The organism is Halapricum desulfuricans (assembly GCF_017094465.1).
Classification (GTDB): domain Archaea; phylum Halobacteriota; class Halobacteria; order Halobacteriales; family Haloarculaceae; genus Halapricum.
The window spans coordinates 1,610,351-1,627,619 of record NZ_CP064791.1 but is presented as its reverse complement, the minus strand read 5'-3'; the positions used below and the strand labels follow the sequence as shown (position 1 = coordinate 1,627,619).

Genomic DNA, 17,269 nt, shown 5'->3' with positions numbered 1-17,269 from the left:
GATCAATCGTCAGTTGTTGCGGGCTCCGGAGACGACGCTCCCGAGGGGGTCGTCTCGACGGTGAAGCGTTCGAGTAGCTGTTCGAGATCGGAGGCGCGCCGGCGGAGATCGGTCGCGGATTCGGAGACTTCGGTGATCGCGTGCTCCTGATCGTCGGCCGCAGCGGCGACGGTATCCGCTTCCTGTGCGGTCTGCTGGCTGATCGCCGAGAGGTCGTCGATCGTTTGCATTACCTCCTGTGCGGTCCGAGCTTGCTCGGCCGTCGCGTCGTCGATCTCCTGGATACCCGCGTCGGCGTCCTCGGTTCGGTCGACGATCGTCTCCAGAGCGTCGACGGTTTCGGTGACGGTCTCGACGCCGTCCGTGATCCGCTCGCTCGTCGACTCCATCGTCTCGACGGTATCGCCGGCCTGTGACTGGATGCGCTCGATGCGCTGTTCGATATCGCCGGCGGCGTCTTTGGTCTCCTCGGCGAGGCTCTTGATCTCGTCGGCGACCACGGCGAACCCGTCTCCCTGTCCGTCGGCGTGAGCGGCCTCGATAGAGGCGTTCAGCGCCAGCATGTTGGTCTGCTCGACGATCTCGGTGATCACGTTGATGATGTCGTTGATCTCGTCGAGATCGTCGTCCAGCGCGTTGATCTCCTCGACCATCTCCTCGGTCTCGGCCTCGATGGCGTTCATCTCCTGGATAGCCTCCTGTGCGGCCTCACGACCCTCCTCGCCGGCTTCGGCCGCCGCCTGAGAGGTCTCTGCGACCTCTTGGGCCGAGGATGCGACCTCCTCGGCAGTTGCGCTGAGGTTTTCCATCTCGCCGGAGGCGTCGTTGAGTCGCTCGTTCTGTTTCCGTGCCCCCTCGAAGATCTCGTCGATAGAACTGGTGACCTGCTGGCTCGCCTCGCTGACTTCGTCGGCGTTGCGCTGGACGCGGTCGGAGGCGGTGAGCACCTCCGAGGAGAACGACTCGACGTCGGCGACGATCCGCTCCAGGGAATCCAGCGTCGCGTTGATCTTCTGGCCGACCCGCTCCATCGCGTCACTCTCGCTCTGGGGATCGACCCGGCCGGTCAGATCACCTTCGGCGGCCTGATCGAGTACGGACTCGTATTCGCTCGCCTTCGAGGTGAGATGGGAGGTCATCGCCTCCATCTCGGCCCGTTCGCTCTCGGCCTCGCGGCGGGCCTGCTCGGCGGATTCGCGTGCCCCTTCGGCGGACTGACGCGCCTCCTGGGCCTCGTCGATCTTCTCCCGGAGGGAATCGCGCATCGCCGCGAAGGACTGATAGAGCGACCCAATCTCGTCTTCGCGCGTCGTCCGCAGGTCCACGTCGAGGTCGCCGTCGGCCATCTCCTCGGCACGGGCCGTCAACCGACGCAGCGACGTGATCGTATTACTGCCGATCGTCACGCCGACGAGTCCGAGGTTGATGATCGCGAGCAGGACCAACCCGAGCAGGTCGGCGTTGATTTGATCGGCCAGCGCGTAGGCGTCCGCCCGTTGGGTCTGGACCATCACCGTCCAGTCGGCCGTCTCCAGTCCCGTAGCACTTCGAAGCGTCCCATCGTCGGACGTGAAGTCGCTCTCACCGGCTCCGAGATCGAAGCCATCGACACCTGCGTCCGTCAGGAGTTTACTCTGATTCGGATGCGCCGCGTAGCGACCCTGCTGGTCGATCACGACGGTCGTCGTGTCGCCGGCGTTGTCCGCGATCCGATCGGCGTGAGCAGAGAGATCGATCATGTACACGAGCGCTCGATCGTCGGTTCCCTCGATCGGCGTGATCGCGGCGACGATCGGGTGGTCGACGACCGACACCGAGAACGGTTCGGTCAGGACGACGTCGTCACTCCCGTCGAACGACGGTGGATCGGTCGCGAACGGGGCACCCTGCACGCTGGCGTTGACACCGATCATCCTGTCGGCGGAACTCGTCACGAACGTCATGTTCTCGGTATTCAGGTAGTGCACCCCGATCACGTCGTCAGGTGTGTGTCCGGATGCGACCAGCGAATCGAGATCCTGTTTTATTTCGTCGGTATCTCCGCTGGCGTAGACCGGGAGTTTCGAGGTCGTTCGTGCGTCGCCCTCGATCGACCGAAGCCAGGTATCGATCTGGCTCGCCTCGGTGTTCGACTGAGCTGTCAGATCCGTTTCGACGTTCTCCTGTAGTTGTGTGGTCGTCTGTGCGCTGATCACGCCACCGAACGCGACGATCACCACGATGGAGAACGCGAGTGCGACCCCCAGCCGCATCGCGTAGCTCTGACGAACCGCTGCCGGAAGCAGCGATCGTTTCGACGGTTTCATCGACAGACAATTCGATTTCGCACAGTAAAACCCACGCCCTCGATTTTCAGCGGTGATAACACCGACCGATGGCGGATCCGCGACCGTCCGAGCCGGTAATATCATTACCCGGGACCGAATAGTATCACGACACTTACCACAGACAATGTCGAGCGCCGACAGTGAGGCCGTCCGGACGATGCTTGCGGATATTATCGCTGACCCCGAGCGGGGTCAGCAAGCGTTGCCGCGGTTAGTCGGCCGTCTCGACAGCGACGATCGAACTGTCCGCATCGGAGCTGCCTGTGGTCTCTGTCTGATCGCCAGCGAGGACCCGGGGAGCGTCGAGTACACCGTCCGCCGGCTGGTCGACCGCCTCGACGACGACGTCGCACGTCCGGAGTCGATCCTGGCGCTGGAGTACCTCATGACGCAGTTCCCGGAGCGAGTCGACGAAACCCTCCAGGAGTTGCGCGAGCAGCGCGACGAGGAGCCGCTGCAGTACACCCGTCAGGGCGGGTTCGTCCGGAGCGGGTATTTCCAGCCCGGCGAGCCCAGCCGGGACGATGTCGGACGCGTGCGCCATCCCGGCGGCGCGGACTCCGGGTCGGGACTCGTGTACGGGCAGGCCGACGAGCGGGGTGACGAACGTGCGCCAGGGTGGGAGAACAGCGACGAAAACAGCCAGTCGGAGCCCGGGAGTGACACGGACGAGGAGGCGCCCGGTGGCAGTTCCGAGACCGCCCGCCAGCGAGTGAAGCGGCTCCACGAGCGTGTCGAATCGATCGTCGAACAAAGCCGATTCGACCAGCTGATGGTGCTGACAGGGGAGGTTCCGGGCCGGTACGCGCACGCGTATCCCGTGCTGGCAACGCACGGGGGTCGTGAACAGGCGCTTTCGCTCCGGCTGTTCTACCAGCCGACCGAGAACAGGCAGACGTTTCAGCGCCGACTTGCCGGGGCGATCGAACAGTGGGGGCGGATCGACCACGAACACGTCGTCTCGCTGTACGATAGCGGTACGCGCCCGGAGCCGTGGGTCGCGAGCCAGCACGTCGAGGCGACGCTGCGGGCTGGCCTGCCCGACTGGAACGTCTCCGAGATCGTCGGTACCGTCGCCCGGCTTGCGGACGGACTCGCGACGCTCCACCAGCGGGATATTGTTCACGGCGGGATCGATCCGGAGAGCGTCGCGGTCGAGCTCGAAACGGAGGCGGGTCAGCGTGCCCGACTCGACAATATCGGGTTGTTGACGGTCTATCGGTGGTTCGTCGATCCGTCGACCTGTCTCGATCCGCGCTTTGCCGCTCCCGAATACTTCGATGCCTCGTTCGGCGGTGTCGATCAGGCGACGGACATCTACCAACTCGGGGCGATCCTCTATTATCTCCTCGCCGGCGAGCCGCCCTACGACGGGAGCTACGCCGACGTTCGCACGCGGGTTCCGGGTGAGACGCGACCGACGCCCCCGTCCGAGGCCGCGGCGGTACCGGCGTTTCTCGACGGAATCGTCTCGAAGGCACTGGCGCGCCAGAAGCTGACGCGGTACGAAACAGCGGTCGCGTTCCAACAGGACCTGCTCGATGCACGGGAGCGAATCTAGATGGCGAACCTGATCGGACTCAATGAACTGGCCGGCAATCCGAACCTGACGTTTATCGCGTTCATCGCGTTCTTCCTGCTCACGGCGCTCGGCGTGCGGTTCGCGCTGTACGCTTACTGGAACGGTCGCGCCAGTGACACCACACAGACGACGCTGTGGGGGTATCTACTGCTGGTCGGTGTCGTCGGCACGGGCTACGGATTGGTCGGGATCGGTCGTATTACGCTGGCCCCGGACTGGTTGCTCGAGTTGGCCAGCGGCGCAGCCCTGCTGTTCGCGCTCGTGCTCGCGCTCGCGCTCCGGGAGATCGACGCCGCCAGCGCCGGGACTGCAAACGACTCCGCCCCCGGGCGCGCATCGCTGACAGTGTTGCTCCTCGGAGTCGTCGGGGTGCTTTCGGCCGGTTTGGTCGTGTTCCCCGAACATCGCCAGGGGCTCGCCGGGCTCGTCGGGGCAAGCGGGCTGTTCGTCCTGTCGTACGGGTATCGATTCGGCCAGCGACAGCTCGACAACGTTCGCGTTCGAGGAACGCTTTTGGAGACGCTGCTGCGACACCTGCTGCCGGTGTTGTTGTTCGCGGCGCTGATTTCGATCGCGGAGCTGGCCGTCTTCGCCGGTCTCGATCGAGTGATCGTCCTCCACGTCCAGGTCGTCCTGGTGATCATGACCGCGACGACGCTGATGACCTCGACAATCAAGCTCCGGCAGAACCTCCAGGGAATGCGGACCTAGCGACAGCCGGCCGGCTCTTCGACGATGACCCCGTCGACGCCCATCTTCTCGTATTCGGCCGTCCGTTCCGGATCGCTGATCGGCCAGACGTTGACGTTCAGATCCGAGCGATGGGCCCGCTCCAGCAGCGCGAAATCGACCAGTCGCCAGTGTGGATGGATCGCTTCGCAGTCCAGACTCGCCGCCCGCTCGATAGCCGCCTCGGAGGACGAGTCGACCAGCAGGGCCCGGTCGATCGACGGATCGAGATCGCGCGCGGCCGCGAGCGTCTCCACGTCGAACGACGACAGCAGGATCTCGGTGTCGAACGCGTCGAGGAGGTCGATCACTGGCTCGACGAGATCCGGCTCCTTGAGTTCGAGGTTCAGACCGACGCCGTCCGGCACGGTCCGCAACACGGCTTCCAGCGACGGCACACCCTCGCCGGTGCCGAGCACGTCCATCGATTGCAGCGTCGCCAGCGAAATGTCGGCGACAGATCCGGTCGAATCCGTGACGCGATCGACCGTTTCGTCGTGGATGACGACCGGATCGCCCGAGCGACACTGTCGGACGTCGACTTCGATCATATCGGCACGCTCGGCGGCCTGACGGACGGCTGTCAGCGTGTTCTCGGGATAGAGCCCGGCGAATCCGCGATGGGCGATACAGCGCATACTGGGGGCCACGCACGGGGTGACAATAGGACTTTGGAGGCGAAGATATGCGACAGTTTATTCACTCTCGGGCCGTGTGAACAGCCACCGATGTCAGTTACGTTTGATTTCAGCGGGCGTGTCGCTCTCGTGACCGGCGCGGGCGGCGCGCTCGGGAGCGCGATCGCAACCGGCTTTGCCGACGCGGGCGCGACGGTCGCGGCAGTCGACATCGTCGAACCGGAAAGCGAGGACTTCCTGCTCGATCCCGACCACGAGCACATCGAGGTCTACCAGTCCGATTTCACCGACGAGCCCCGGGTCAAAAGCACTATCGAGCAGGTCGTGACCGATCACGGTGGGATCGACTACCTGGCGAACGTCGCCGGGACCTGGCGCGGCGGGACGCCGATCGCCGAGACGGACGTCGACACCTTCGAGTTCCTGTTCGACGTCAACCTCAAGACGATGTTTCTGGCTTCGAAACACGCGCTCCCCTATCTTCAGGAGCGCGAGGGCTCGATCGTCAGCGTCTCCGCCCGCTCATCGCTCGAAGGCGGGGAGGGTGACGGGATCTACCGCGCCTCGAAAGCAGGGGTCAGGCTCCTCACCGAGACGATCGCCGAAGAGCATCTCGGGACGGTACGAGCCAACGCGGTCATGCCGAGCGTGATCGACACGCCGATGAACCGCGAGATGATGCCCGACGCCGATCACGAGACATGGGTCGATCCCGTCGAGATCGCCGATGTCGTGCAGTTCCTCTGCAGTGACGCCGCGGGCGCGACCAGCGGCGCGGCCGTCCCGGCATACGGCGAGGCCTGAGTTCTCTCGGGACAATAAGATCGCGTGATAGCTCGGATTCTGAGGCCTGTGGGCCGACTCAGATTCCGAAGATCGGGACGAACTCGAAGGTGAGATACGCCCCGAAGGTGGCGATGACGGGCACGACGTTCTGCATCAACACGACACGCGCCGTCGTCGCCGGGTTGAACAGGTCCGCCGCGTTGGGAACCTCGGGATCCTCCTCGCCGATCGGCGGCAGTTCCTCGCCCTCCTCGTCGACTGCCAGCGAGTCGACGGTGACCGCCGGCGTCTCTTCCCCGGTGACGGCCTCGGTGACGGTGACCGGACGGGTTGCCCGGCCCCAGCCCAGCCCGATGATCGACATCGTCGCGATGACGACGAAACTGGCGGGGATGCCGATCGCCGAGAGGAAGATCACCAGCGCGGAACTGACAGACGCGACGACGATCGCCGCCGTTAGCGGTAGTTCGGTGATGTCGCTGCCCATCGTCTCCAGGGTCCGACGGGCGATGGTGAACGTCCCGATCCCGACGGCGACACCGCCCAGCAGAATTGCGGGGTTCATCTCGATCGCGCCGCTTCCGACCAGCGGTGCGATCGCGTTCGCGATGTTCGACGTCCCGGAGCTAAAGGCCATCACACACCCGATCACGACGACTGTGACGACGCCGTACAGTTCCCGCCGGTTGGTCGTCTCGTGGACAGACGGCCTGGGTACGGCGCCGGAGCGATCGAGTTCGACCAGCGGCCCGTCCGAGCGATCCATCGCGATCAACTCGTTGATCCGCGAGTAGAAGTACCGACCGACGATCAGCGAGACCCAGAACCCGATGACGGGAGCGACGATCCACCAGGTCGCGATCTGCCCCATCGTGGTCCAGCCGAGCGAGCCGGTCGCGACGCCGAGTCCGGCGATCGATCCGACGGCCGTCATCGACGTCGAGGCAGGGACGCCAAAGAGGTTGCCGATGAACAGCGCGAGCCCGATGAAAAACAGGACGCCGATGCTCGTCTCGAGGGTGAAGACGCTCGCGTCGGTGATGAGTTCCCCGCCGAGCGTCTCTACGACGTTCCGGCCGATCGTCCAGGCCCCGACGAAGAAAAACACCGTCATCAGTCCCGCCGCTGTCGTCTTCGAGATGGCATTCGCGCCGACTGCCGGGCCGAACGCCGGGCCGGTCGTGGAGCCGCCGATGTTGAACGCCACGAACATGGCGACGATGACACCGGCGACGAGCAGCGGATCGACCATCAGTTCCCCCCGCTCTCGTCTTTGTTCTCGGCATCCTCGTCGTCGCTTCCAGCAGCGTCGTCATCGTCGTCGCTTCCAGCAGCGTCGTCATCGTCGTCGCTTCCAGCAGCGTCGTCCTCGTCGTCGCTCCACTTCTCCTCGTCCGTCCACCGCTGTTGATCTTCGCCCTCCGGGATCGGCTGGTCTTCGAGCGTCTCTTCGACGGCCTCTTCGACGGTTTCGCCGACCTTCTCCTCGACGGTCTCGTCGACGGCCTCTTCGACGGTTTCGCCGACTTTCTCCTCGACGGTTTCGCCGACTTTCTCCTCGACGGTTTCGCCGACTTTCTCCTCGACGGTTTCGCCGACGGCCTCTTCGACGCTCTCTCCAACGGCCTCCTCGACGGTTTCGCCGACGGCCTCTTCGACAGTCTGATCGACTGCTTCCTCGACGCTCTCGCCGACGGCCTTGTCGACGGTTTCACCGACTGTCTCTTTGACAGTCTCGTCGACCGATTCGCTGACCTGCTCTTCGACCGTCTCGTCGACGGTCTCCTGGACGGTCTCTTTGACGGCCGTCGTCATCCAGTCGGGATCGAATCGGGACATCTTCCAGACGACGTGTACGATATACGCGATCAACACACCGAACCCGAACGCGAGCCCGATCGCGTCGCCGACCAGTAGTATCAGTCCGACCGATAGCGCGATCAACAGCCCGTAGGTCAGATCGACCAGCGAGTCGACGCGGCTCGGATTCATGTGCCATCCCCCGGACGGCCGGCCGTCGTCCGTGATACTATCCTTGTCAGGTGAAACCCAGAAGTCATATGAAAACCGAAGACGCGGCGGCTGAAGTAGCTTACCACTCCCGCTCGCGGTGAGTCGCCGATTCGTCGGTATATCTCCTGAGAAATGGGAGGTAACTTTAATACGATTGCTTGACCGACATGGTAGCATGAGTAATTCACAAACGTACGATCCGGTCACGGTGTCGTCGGATGGGGTGTCCGTGGCCAAGCGCTTCGAGGCCGACGAGTTCCCGGTGCCGGCAATCGCATTTCGGATCGAATCTAATCGCACGGAGTCGGTGACAGTCACGCTGGTCGATACGGTCCCGGAGGACGTGTCTGTCGAGGACCTCGGATTCCACCCGGAGTACGGGAGTGAACACTGGACGATCGACGGCAAGCGGATCACGTTCGAGCGCGAGTTCGAGCCCGACTCGGAGTACACGACCGTCTACGGGATCCGATCGACGGGCACCGACGACGTCGAGAAGTTCCTCACGGAGCCGACCATCGAGACGGTCGACCCGCCGCTGGAAGACGGCGACGTGCTCGACGAGTCCAGTTCCGATGTCGTCAAAGACGTCATCGCGGGCGAGAGCGACAGCGTGCCCGGGCTCGACGAGGACGAAGACGAGGAAATCGAGACCCTCGATCTGAAGGATCCGAACGATCCCAGCGCGGGGACGGTTGGCGACGACGGTCAGGGGGGCGATGGCGAAGGCGGGGAGTCAGCACAGTCGAACGTAACGACCACGCTGCTGGCTGAGATTCACCACGACGCCGTCGAGGAGGACGTTGTCCGGGCCCTTCGACAGGAACTGGCCCTCGACGGCGCGAGCGGGGGCGATGGCGGGGCGACCGACGCGCGGATTCAGCACCTCCAGAACGAAGTCAGCGATCTGGCAGCCTACACCGAGGCCCTCGAGGAGTTCCTGGCCGATAACGGAACCGGCGATCAGATGATCCGGGACTTCCGCGATCGGCTCGATTCGTTCGAGGACGAACTCGATCGGATCCAGCGCATGACCATGGAGAACGACGAGGCCATGGACGAGGTGCGCTCGGAGGTCGATCAGGTCTCGGAGCAGATGTCCGGCGTCGAAGAGACGGTCTCGTCGGTCGAAGGGACTGTCGACGAGGTCGAAGGCACCGTCGAGACGCTCGATTCGGAAGTCGACACGATCGACGACGAGGTCGATACCCTCGGCGAGGACGTCTCCGGGATGGAAGACAGCCTCTCGACCCTGGAAGCGGAAGTCGATTCGCTCCGGAGCGATATCGAGGACGTCGACGACCGCGTCGGCGATATCGGCGATGTCGACGACCGGATCGGGGAGATCGAGTCCGAGATCGAGGACCTCAAGCAGTGGCGCGAGCAGCTCTCGTCGGTCATCGGCGGCGGCGGCGAGTGACGGGCACGAACCGGTTCCGTTTTATTCTCCGCGCGGCTGTACTCGACAATGACGACCGTCAGCGTCGCCGTCCCGCGCAAGGGTCGGCCGCTCGAAGCGGTGCTCGAACGGATCGCCGACCGCACCGGAGCGACGGACGTGGCCGACCGGATCAGTTCGACGCTGCGCTACGAGAAGGCGATCACGAAAGGCAATCAGTCGGCGGACGACGACGTCTACGACCGGCTCGCGGCGTACAGTGACGTCTCGGATCCGACCGAGCCGGAATACTCACTGCTCCGCGACGACCGTGACGGCATGCCGCGACGACTGGTGTTCGATAGCGTGACGATTCCGACCGACGACGCCGACATCCGGTTGATCGGTCGCGAGGAACCGTTTCGTGCACTCCGGACGCACGAGTTCGCGCTCGGCTTCGACAGCGCCGATCTCGTCCTCGAAGAGGTCGTCGAACTCCGATCGGACCCGCTCGGCGATCTCGACGCCGTCAACGAACGCATCGATCCGATGGACACCGACGTGCGGCTCCGGACGGGCCTCGGCGATACGGTGTATCACACGCTGCTCTCGACCCCGGACGTGCTGCCGTCGGGTGAGACGCCGCTCGATCGCTCGTTCGTCAGTTCGTACACGGGATCGCTGTGTGTCTCACCGCGGTACGAGCGACTCGTCGAGGCCGTGCTCGGTACCGACGCGCTCGATGGCATCGAGTTCGTGTACCCGGCGTCGGGACAGACCGAAGAGCGGGCCATCGCGAACGCAGGGCTGGGCGTCTACCTGACTGTCACCGGGTCGACCGCCCGCGATCACGGGCTCGTCGTCGGCGAGTCGCTGTTCCCCAGCGAAACCGTATTGCTGGAGAACGAGGCCGAACGGACGGACGCGACCGACGCGGTCGCCGCGCTCGTCGCCGGCGAGGACATCGACACCGAGCTCCCGATCGCTCACTGATACTGGTGGCTATACCATTTCGAAATAATCCGGCACGACGGCGTGCCGGATATCTGTACGAACGTATAGCCACCAGTATGAGTCTCGACCGGCGCGATCGCCGATCGAACGACCGTAGACCCAACTCGGTCGGGGCGTCCGACTACGCCCTGGTGTCCCTGACATCACATAAATGTGGGTTTCGGCTCCGGTCATCGCTTCGGTCTGGTAAAGACCTTTCAGGACGCCGCGAGTATAACAGGTATGACGAACGTTCTTGTCGTCGGCGGGGGTCCCGCCGGACTCAGTGCAGCGTTGTTCACACAGAAAAACGGCCTCGAAACGACGGTCTTCGATACCGACGGAACCTGGATGCACAAGGCGCATCTGTTCAACTACCCGGGTATCGGGTCCCAGGACGGCTCGGCGTACATGGCGACACTCCGGACGCAGGTCGACAGCTTCGGCGTCGAGCGCCGCGAGCAGGAGGTCACCGACGTCTCGGCGACCGACGACGGATTCGTGATCACCACTTCCGAGGACGAATACGAGGGGTCGTACCTGATCCTGGCGACCGGTGCGGACCGCGGTCTCGCCGAGTCGCTCGGCTGTGCGTTTGAGGATGATCTCGTTGAGGTAGATCTGTCGATGGAGACGAGCGTCGAGGGCGCCTACGCGACGGGCGCGATGGTCCGCGCCGAGGAGTGGCAGGCGGTCATCTCCGCGGGCGACGGCGCGGCGGCCGCGCTGAACATCCTCTCGAAGGAGAAGGGCGAACACTACCACGACTTCGACGTGCCGGACGACGCGGCCGCGACCTTCGGCGTCGACGGCGAGTGAGCAGCGTGACGCCGCGGTCCTGAGCTACATAGCGCGGTCGTTTTTTGTGTCCGCTCGCGTACGTAGAGGCATGAAGATCCGTGGCGAGCGCGAGTGCCAGGCCTGTGGGACGCGATGGTCGTACTACGAGACCGGCTCGATCACGTGCCCGGAGTGTGGGAGCATGCGGAGCGTCGGCGTCGATGAGCGAACCGAACACACTGACAATCCGGTCGAACTGGATCTCACGCCCGTCGTCGAGGCGATCGATTCCGACCCGATCGACCAGGTCGCCGAACGCACCGTCGAGCAGTGTCGCGAATACGTCCGGCAGCGCGGGTTCATCCGCGGCGGCGAGCTACGCCAACTCGACACGGAGTTCGTTATGGCTGTCGAACTCCAGTATGTCGCGAGCGAAATCGCCCGCTCGATGCGTGTCACCGAGGACGAACAGCGGTATTTCCTCTCGCTGGTTCGCCGTCTCACCGACGGGGACCGGCCCGACCCCGAGACGGTTCCCGACTCGCTCGCCGCCGCGCGGGGACTCGCGATCGCCGCGATCATCGACGCCTATCGTCGGGATCTGACGCGATACCTCTCCGAACACCCGGACAGTGAGACGCGCACGACGATGGGTCGGTTCGTCGACCACCGCAAGCGGATCGAGGCCCTGGACGGATCGATCCCGCCCGAAAACGCCGAGGCGATTCTGGACGGACTGATCGCGCTCAGCAGGTACGCCACGGGCGATCAGTCGGCGCTCGAAACCGCGCGTGATCGCCTCGACAGTCTCGACTGATGTTGCGACCCCGTGCTCAGGGCAGTTCGATCTCGACGTCGGCCCGGCTACCGGCTGCTTTGACCGTGTTGTACAGCAACATCGCGCGGGTCATCGGTCCGACGCCGCCCGGGACCGGCGTGATCGCGCTGGCTTTCTCCTTTGCGCTCTCGAAGTCGACGTCCCCGACCAGTTCGTAGCCCTTCTCGGTGTCGGCGTCCACGCGGTTGATCCCCACGTCGATGACGACGACGCCGTCTGAGAGCATCGACCCGTCGATCATCTCGGGGACGCCGGCCGCCGCGACGACGATATCGGCCGCTCTGGTCTTGGCGGCGAGGTCCTCGGTTCGGGAGTGACAGACTGTCGTCGTCGCGTTCCCGCCGGGCGCTTTCTGGATGAACAGGTTCGCCATCGGCTTGCCGACGATGTCCGATCGACCGACGACGACCGCGTCTTTCCCTTCGGTGTCCACGTCGGCGGCTTCGAGCAGTTTCTGGATCCCGTGTGGCGTGCAGGGCTTGTATCGGGCGTCGCCCGCGACGAGTCGGCCGACGTTTTCGGGGTGGAACCCGTCGACGTCCTTCTCGGGGTCGATCGCCCGCAGGACGGCGCGTTGATCGACGTGATCCGGCACCGGCATCTGGACGAGGATGCCATCCACGTCGTCGTCGGCGTTCAGCTCCTCGACCGTCTCGAACAGTTCCTCGGCCGGGGCGTCGGGATCGATCTCGACGTCGATCGCCTCGATACCGACCTCCTCGCAGTCGTCCTGTTTCATCGAGACGTACGTCTCGCTGGCCGGATCGTCGCTCATCAGCACCGTCGCCAGCGTCGGTGTCGTTCCGTTCGCCGCAAGCGTCTCGATCGCCTCGCCCAGGCCGTCCCGAATCCGCTGTGCGACCGCGTTGCCGTCGATGACGTGAGTCATTAGCTGAACAACAACTCGGACGGCCTATCAACGTCCCGGAATCGGTCCGCGCCTCAGCGAACTGTGACGTGACAGCCCGAACCGGAGGGGTCTAGTGGTCCGAACACGTTCGGTGAAGTGATGCCACGCGCGAAGCTCACGTTGACCGTCCCGGAGGAAGTGTGGCTGGGCGAACTCACCCGGCTGTATCCCGACGCGACGTTCAGGGTGCTCGCGGCGTTGAGCGACGACGTCGACGCCGGGGTCGGACTCGCGGAGGTCATCGCCGAGGACGTGTCGGCCGCGCTCTCGGAGATGGCCGCCTACGAGGACGTGACCGACATCGATCGTCTCCAGGAGGAAGACGGGAAAGTCCTGATCCGGTTTCGGACGACGATGCCGCTGTTGCTGTTCCCGGCTCGGGATTCCGGGATTCCCCTGGAGATGCCGTTCGAGATCGGCGACGGCGAGGCCGTCTGGGAGCTGACCGCACCCCAGGATCGACTGTCCGCGCTCGGCGAGCAGCTCGATCAGTTCGACATCGGCTACACCGTCGATTACATCCACCAGCACGTCACCGACGAACCACTGCTGACCGACCGCCAGCGCCGGCTCATCGTCGAGGCCGTCGAGGCCGGCTACTACGACACGCCCCGGGAGAGCTCGCTCACCGAACTCGCTGACCGTCTCGACATCGCGAAGTCGACCGCCAGCGAAACTCTCCACCGCGCGGAAGAGCAGGTCGTCAAGGAGTACGTCTCGCAACTCGAATCGACGTAGCGGAAATCCTACTCTCCGCTCGCGGCCGTTTCCGGGCGTGGAACCGTCACATCTGCCAGTTGCGATTCGATCTCCCCACGTCGCTGTTCGAACTCGCCGGGCAGGACGAGCCGCTCGCCGAGTCCCTCGAGCGGCTCGTCGCTCGTGTAGCCCGGGCCGCTGGTCGCCAACTCGAAGAGGACGCCGCCGAACTCCCGGAAGTAGACCGACCGGAACCAGTGGCGGTCAATCTGTCGCGTCGGGTTCAGCCCCGCCTCGCGGACGGCCGACCGCATCGCCATCTGGTCGTCGTCGGTCGGCGTCTGGAACGCGACGTGATGGACCGTCCCGGAACCCTGTCGGCCACGCTCGCCCGTCTCGACGAGGTCGACGTACTTCCCGACGGGGCCGGACGCGCTGAATCGCCGGCGCTGCCCGCCGGGTCCGTCGTCGGCGCTGACCGTCCCGGCCTCCTCCAGTCCCATCGTTTCGAGTAGCGCCGCGGTCCGGTCCGGCTCGGACTCCCACAGCGTCACCGAGTGAAAGCCCCTGATCGCCGCGTCCTCCGGGACGAACTCCGTCCAGGGGACGGTCGGATCGTCGTCGGGAATCGACACCGCAACCAACTCGAGCGGCAGGCCGTCAGGATCACGGAAAGGGAGGACGATCTCGGTCGTCCGATCCACGTCGGGCCCGTCGATAACACGCTCGAATCGGTCGCTATACTCGATGTCGTGCTCCTCGAAACGCCCCTCCCAGTAGTCGAGACTGTCCTCGGGCACGCGAAACGCCGTTCGGGCGACCTGGCCGGCACCGACTTCCCCCTGTGGGAGATCCGCCCAGGGGAAAAACGTCATGCTCGTGCCGGGTGTCCCCTCCTCGTCGGCGAAAAAGAAGTGATACGTCCCGGGATCGTCCTGATTGACGGAGCGTTTCACCAGCCGCAGGCCGAGTGCTTCGACCCAGAAATCGAGACTCTCCTGGGGGTCGCTGGCGATACAGGTGACGTGGTGGATGCCGGGTGTCGGGGTCGGATCGGTCATTGCCGGATGTAGCGGCCGGACGTACTTGAACTCGCGCTGACGTGAGTGTTACCGGTCCGGACCCTCGTCGTTTGCGATCCGCCGCTAGTCGGGCGAGACAGCCCGCCCGTCGGCACTCGATCGGTAGATCGACTCGACGAGGCGCTGGACCGTCAGCGCCTGCTCGGGGGTGTTGCGCTCCGGTGGAACTCCGTCCACGATCGCCTCGAAGAACGCGCGCTGCTCGGCCGCGTGGCCGTCGTACTCGGGCGTCTCGACCGTCGTCGTTCGGTGGTGGTCGACGCCGCGACTGGTCGACTCGTACAGCGTCAACTCCCCGTCCAGATCGAGACGGGCGCCGCCGTCAGTCCCACGGATGCGGACTGCTTTTTCGTCGGTTCGGTTGCTCGCCCACGCGACGTCTAGCGAGACTGTCGCGTCCCCGGCAGTTCGTAGCTGTGCCGTGACCGAGTCTTCGACGCTGACGGTCCCGTCCCCGCCACCCCATCCCCGGACGTCGACGTACTCCTCGCGCGATCCGAACGTCGATCGGGTGACGCCGCTGACCTCTGCAACTGGCGGGAATCCCAGCAGCCAGAGCACCAGATCCAGGACGTGGACGCCGATGTCGATCATCGCGCCGCCACCGGCGACCTCCGCGTCGGTGAACCACGTTCCCTGTCCGGGGATCCCCCGGCGCCGGACGTACGTCGCGTCGACGTGGGTGATCTCCCCGAAAAAGCCGTCGTCGCGATACGCTGCCAGTGCTTCCGACCGCGGATCGAACCGGTTGTGGAACCCGACCATACAGATTTCGTCGGTCGATTCGGCCGCAGCCGCGATTCGCTCGGCACTTTCGAGGGTGTGCGCCAGCGGCTTCTCGACCAGTACCGCACACCCCGCTTCCAGCGCGCCGACGGCGTATTCCTCGTGGTACGCGTTCGGCGTCGTCACGATCACCGCATCGACCGCGTCGTAGAACGGCGCGGTCTCGGTGTAGGTCTCGGCTCCGTATTCCGATTCGAATCGCTGTCGTGCTGACGAGTCGGAATCCAGTCCGGCGACCAGTTTAGCGTCGGTGTCGCCGATGAGGTCTGCGTGGTACTTGCCGATCCCGCCGAGCCCGACGAGACCGACGCGTGGTGTCGTCTCTCCCATGTCTTACCCGGAGCCACCGCCAGTGGCAAAGACCTACCGGTGGTTCGTCCCGTGGCTGATCGCTATCGCGGTGGACAGAGAACCGGTCGCTGGTCTCAACGGGCCGTCGCGGAACGCCCGAACACACTCGCCAGTATCCGTGTGGGATTCAAAAGGGTGGGGGTGGGGGGTGGGGGTGGCCCGTGGGGCGTCCCAGTAGAGAGAAAGCTACGACAGGACGCCTACGGGCTATCGGGATTTTAACTCGGGTTGTAAAGATGCTTTCGATCTAGCGTTTGCGTGGTACTACGCCGCACTGATCACCGTGTCAACTTTGGCACTGGTTCCACCAGATAGCGAACGCTTCGAGACAGGGCTCCACTGTCGTCGCGCACGTCGGCGATCGTGGTGATCGTGTTCGCGAGCGCTTCGGGGATCGGTGTCTCGCGATACTCACCAGTCTTCGCGCCGTTCCAGATCCGGAGCATCATGCCAGCGTCAGTATCGACGACGTCGTTCGGAGCAACGCCGATGACCTCCTCGCTGCGGAGCCCACAGCGGACGGCCAGCCGAAACGCGACATCGTCGGTCGCGTCGAGGAGCGGGTCGACTTCGTCCTGTGAGAGCCACACTTTCTTTCCGTCCTGGTCGGGGTAGTCGTCGAGATTCACGTCCGGAATGTTACCCTAACCGGACAAAAAGGTCCCAAATGAGCGGGTTATCGACGTGATTCGAGGGTAATCTCGGCGTGATCGAGCCGGATCTGTCCGAGTCTGGGGACAGAAGCGGACACTACTCGTTTCGAAGATTACGAACGGCCATATAGGATTCGAGACTTGCCACTTCAAAGTCAGAGTCAGCGACGACCAACTCCGCGCCGGTTGAGCGGGCGGTCGCAGCGATCATCATATCCCTGGCGGCGAGCTGGACACCGTCCTCCATCAACTCTTGTTGTAACCGCGCGGCCTCGATCGCGATCGTTTCCGAAAAGTCGAGCGCTTGGACTCGGCCGAAGTCCTGCCGACGCTGGTAGACATCGGTCGGCCCAGGACCGAGAACTTCGCCCGCGAGAACCTCGTAGACACAGATGCTCGATGTTAAAAGCGTGTCTTGACTGTCTACGAACGCAACCACATCATCGACGCCAGCCAGATAGTCGATGATGGTGGATGTGTCCAGAAAACTCATCGGTCCTGTTCAAAACTCTGTCGGGACTGTTTCAGCACCTCACGGGCGGCCTCAGCCTGCTCGTCGTCCCAGACGCCGGCATTCATCGTATCGCTCTCCCGAGCGAGTCGCGCCAGAAGCTCGTCGTATGTTTCGTTTTCTTGTTTGAGCCGGTTGAGAAGTTCTTTCGTGTTATCGGAAACTCGGATAGTGCTTCCCATGTGTATAATTCGACTATACGGAGTAGTAAGC

The 17,269-nt window shown here is 64.2% G+C and carries 18 protein-coding genes; 8 read left to right on the top strand and 10 right to left on the bottom strand.

Annotation, left to right across the window (positions count from 1 at the left end; all coding sequences use genetic code 11):
• Positions 1–2: 2 nt before the first annotated feature.
• Positions 3–2,306: a methyl-accepting chemotaxis protein gene (locus tag HSEST_RS08295; RefSeq protein ID WP_229120454.1), complete on the bottom strand. Its 2,304-nt coding sequence runs from the start codon at positions 2,304–2,306 to the stop codon at positions 3–5.
• A 145-nt stretch (positions 2,307–2,451) separates the two neighbouring features.
• Between HSEST_RS08295 and HSEST_RS08290 the strand changes: the two genes are divergently transcribed.
• Together HSEST_RS08290 and HSEST_RS08285 are read left to right on the top strand one after the other, a co-directional pair.
• A complete protein-coding gene (locus HSEST_RS08290) occupies positions 2,452–3,888 on the top strand; it encodes a protein kinase domain-containing protein (protein ID WP_229120453.1) in 1,437 nt (478 codons plus the stop codon).
• Complete coding sequence (locus HSEST_RS08285; protein WP_229120452.1) at positions 3,889–4,620, top strand: hypothetical protein; 732 nt, start codon at positions 3,889–3,891, stop codon at positions 4,618–4,620.
• Here the strand turns inward: HSEST_RS08285 and HSEST_RS08280 are convergent.
• Positions 4,617–5,276 (bottom strand): glycerophosphodiester phosphodiesterase, encoded by a 660-nt coding sequence (locus HSEST_RS08280; RefSeq protein ID WP_229120451.1) that lies wholly within the window; start codon positions 5,274–5,276, stop codon positions 4,617–4,619. The two genes, HSEST_RS08285 and HSEST_RS08280, sit on opposite strands and share 4 nt — an antisense overlap.
• Positions 5,277–5,366: 90 nt before the next feature.
• Between HSEST_RS08280 and HSEST_RS08275 the strand changes: the two genes are divergently transcribed.
• Positions 5,367–6,080, top strand: coding sequence for an SDR family NAD(P)-dependent oxidoreductase (locus HSEST_RS08275; RefSeq protein WP_229120450.1), 714 nt, complete (start codon positions 5,367–5,369; stop codon positions 6,078–6,080).
• Positions 6,081–6,138: 58 nt separating this feature from the next.
• Here HSEST_RS08275 and HSEST_RS08270 read toward each other — a convergent pair whose 3' ends face one another.
• Positions 6,139–7,314 (bottom strand): inorganic phosphate transporter, encoded by a 1,176-nt coding sequence (locus HSEST_RS08270; protein ID WP_229120449.1) that lies wholly within the window; start codon positions 7,312–7,314, stop codon positions 6,139–6,141.
• A complete protein-coding gene (locus HSEST_RS08265; protein ID WP_229120448.1) occupies positions 7,314–8,054 on the bottom strand; it encodes a hypothetical protein in 741 nt (246 codons plus the stop codon). Before HSEST_RS08265 ends, HSEST_RS08270 begins: the two co-directional genes overlap by 1 nt.
• Before the next feature lie 196 nt (positions 8,055–8,250).
• Here HSEST_RS08265 and HSEST_RS08260 point away from each other — a divergent pair, with 196 nt between their 5' ends.
• The 4 genes from HSEST_RS08260 to HSEST_RS08245 all read left to right on the top strand — a co-directional run bounded on the left by HSEST_RS08260 (position 8,251) and on the right by HSEST_RS08245 (position 12,043).
• Positions 8,251–9,495, top strand: a complete 1,245-nt coding sequence (locus tag HSEST_RS08260) for a hypothetical protein (protein ID WP_229120447.1) — start codon at positions 8,251–8,253, stop codon at positions 9,493–9,495.
• Between the two features lie 48 nt (positions 9,496–9,543).
• Positions 9,544–10,446 carry a hypothetical protein gene (locus HSEST_RS08255; RefSeq protein WP_229120446.1) on the top strand — a complete coding sequence of 301 codons (903 nt, stop codon included), beginning with the start codon at positions 9,544–9,546 and terminating at the stop codon, positions 10,444–10,446.
• A gap of 243 nt (positions 10,447–10,689) precedes the next feature.
• Positions 10,690–11,265, top strand: coding sequence for an FAD-dependent oxidoreductase (locus HSEST_RS08250; protein ID WP_229120442.1), 576 nt, complete (start codon positions 10,690–10,692; stop codon positions 11,263–11,265).
• A gap of 70 nt (positions 11,266–11,335) precedes the next feature.
• A complete protein-coding gene (locus tag HSEST_RS08245; RefSeq protein WP_229120440.1) occupies positions 11,336–12,043 on the top strand; it encodes a DUF7117 family protein in 708 nt (235 codons plus the stop codon).
• Between the two features lie 16 nt (positions 12,044–12,059).
• On the opposite strand, the gene HSEST_RS08240 is transcribed toward HSEST_RS08245, so the two are convergent.
• Positions 12,060–12,953, bottom strand: coding sequence for a bifunctional methylenetetrahydrofolate dehydrogenase/methenyltetrahydrofolate cyclohydrolase (locus HSEST_RS08240; protein ID WP_229120439.1), 894 nt, complete (start codon positions 12,951–12,953; stop codon positions 12,060–12,062).
• 120 nt (positions 12,954–13,073) lie between these two features.
• Between HSEST_RS08240 and HSEST_RS08235 the strand changes: the two genes are divergently transcribed.
• Positions 13,074–13,712 carry a helix-turn-helix domain-containing protein gene (locus HSEST_RS08235; RefSeq protein ID WP_229120438.1) on the top strand — a complete coding sequence of 213 codons (639 nt, stop codon included), beginning with the start codon at positions 13,074–13,076 and terminating at the stop codon, positions 13,710–13,712.
• Positions 13,713–13,720: 8 nt separating this feature from the next.
• On the opposite strand, the gene HSEST_RS08230 is transcribed toward HSEST_RS08235, so the two are convergent.
• The 5 genes from HSEST_RS08230 to HSEST_RS08210 all read right to left on the bottom strand — a co-directional run bounded on the left by HSEST_RS08230 (position 13,721) and on the right by HSEST_RS08210 (position 17,238).
• A complete protein-coding gene (locus tag HSEST_RS08230) occupies positions 13,721–14,734 on the bottom strand; it encodes a VOC family protein (protein ID WP_229120437.1) in 1,014 nt (337 codons plus the stop codon).
• Between the two features lie 84 nt (positions 14,735–14,818).
• Positions 14,819–15,871: a Gfo/Idh/MocA family protein gene (locus HSEST_RS08225; protein WP_229120436.1), complete on the bottom strand. Its 1,053-nt coding sequence runs from the start codon at positions 15,869–15,871 to the stop codon at positions 14,819–14,821.
• Between the two features lie 299 nt (positions 15,872–16,170).
• Entirely contained in the window at positions 16,171–16,521 is a 351-nt protein-coding gene (locus HSEST_RS08220; RefSeq protein WP_229120434.1) for a hypothetical protein, read from the bottom strand.
• Between the two features lie 121 nt (positions 16,522–16,642).
• Complete coding sequence (locus HSEST_RS08215; RefSeq protein WP_267491853.1) at positions 16,643–17,038, bottom strand: PIN domain-containing protein; 396 nt, start codon at positions 17,036–17,038, stop codon at positions 16,643–16,645.
• Complete coding sequence (locus HSEST_RS08210) at positions 17,035–17,238, bottom strand: antitoxin VapB family protein (RefSeq protein WP_229120432.1); 204 nt, start codon at positions 17,236–17,238, stop codon at positions 17,035–17,037. Before HSEST_RS08210 ends, HSEST_RS08215 begins: the two co-directional genes overlap by 4 nt.
• Positions 17,239–17,269: the final 31 nt, after the last annotated feature.